This is a genomic window from Polaromonas sp. P1_G2, assembly GCF_056405515.1.
The window spans coordinates 1-483 of record NZ_JBFUBY010001012.1 but is presented as its reverse complement, the minus strand read 5'-3'; the positions used below and the strand labels follow the sequence as shown (position 1 = coordinate 483).

Annotated in this window: 1 protein-coding gene; it reads right to left on the bottom strand. The window is 58.0% G+C overall.

All coding sequences use genetic code 11. The features are described from left to right. Positions 1 to 187 precede the first annotated feature (187 nt). Positions 188 to 483 (bottom strand): HigA family addiction module antitoxin (locus AC1D0P_RS28810; RefSeq protein ID WP_477679859.1); only part of this gene is annotated, 296 nt, incomplete at its 5' end.

Here is a 483-nt window from a genome sequence, read left to right as displayed (position 1 = left end):
CAGCAAATCCAATGTAGCTGAGATACAACACCTGAATTCCTCCGGGATTCAAGCTAGCCCAGAAAATGAGGTACGTAAAGCAACTTTAGAGCATGCTGTTATTATTTGGAGGCATTCTGTCGTAGCGGCAATTGGGCCAGTTGGAGATGCGACGCGCCCCACCACCCAGCTTAGAGGCGATTTCGGGCTACGCTGCTGTCGCCAGCGGCTTCGCGCGCTCGATCCGCGCTCGTTCCTTGGGGCTGTGCATGGCATCCCATAAGTCGCTGCGCCGCTGTACGTTGAGCCAGAAGTCCGGGCTGTTGCCAAACACGCGCGCCAAAATCAGCGCGGTTGCCGCCGTCACGTTACGCCGGTCGTTGCACAATTCGTTCACGTGCTTGCGTTGAACGCCCATTGCCTCGGCCAGCGCCGCCTGCGTCAGGTCAAGCGGCTGCATGAATTCTTCCGTCAAGATTTCGCCGATCGTCGCCGGCTTACGCT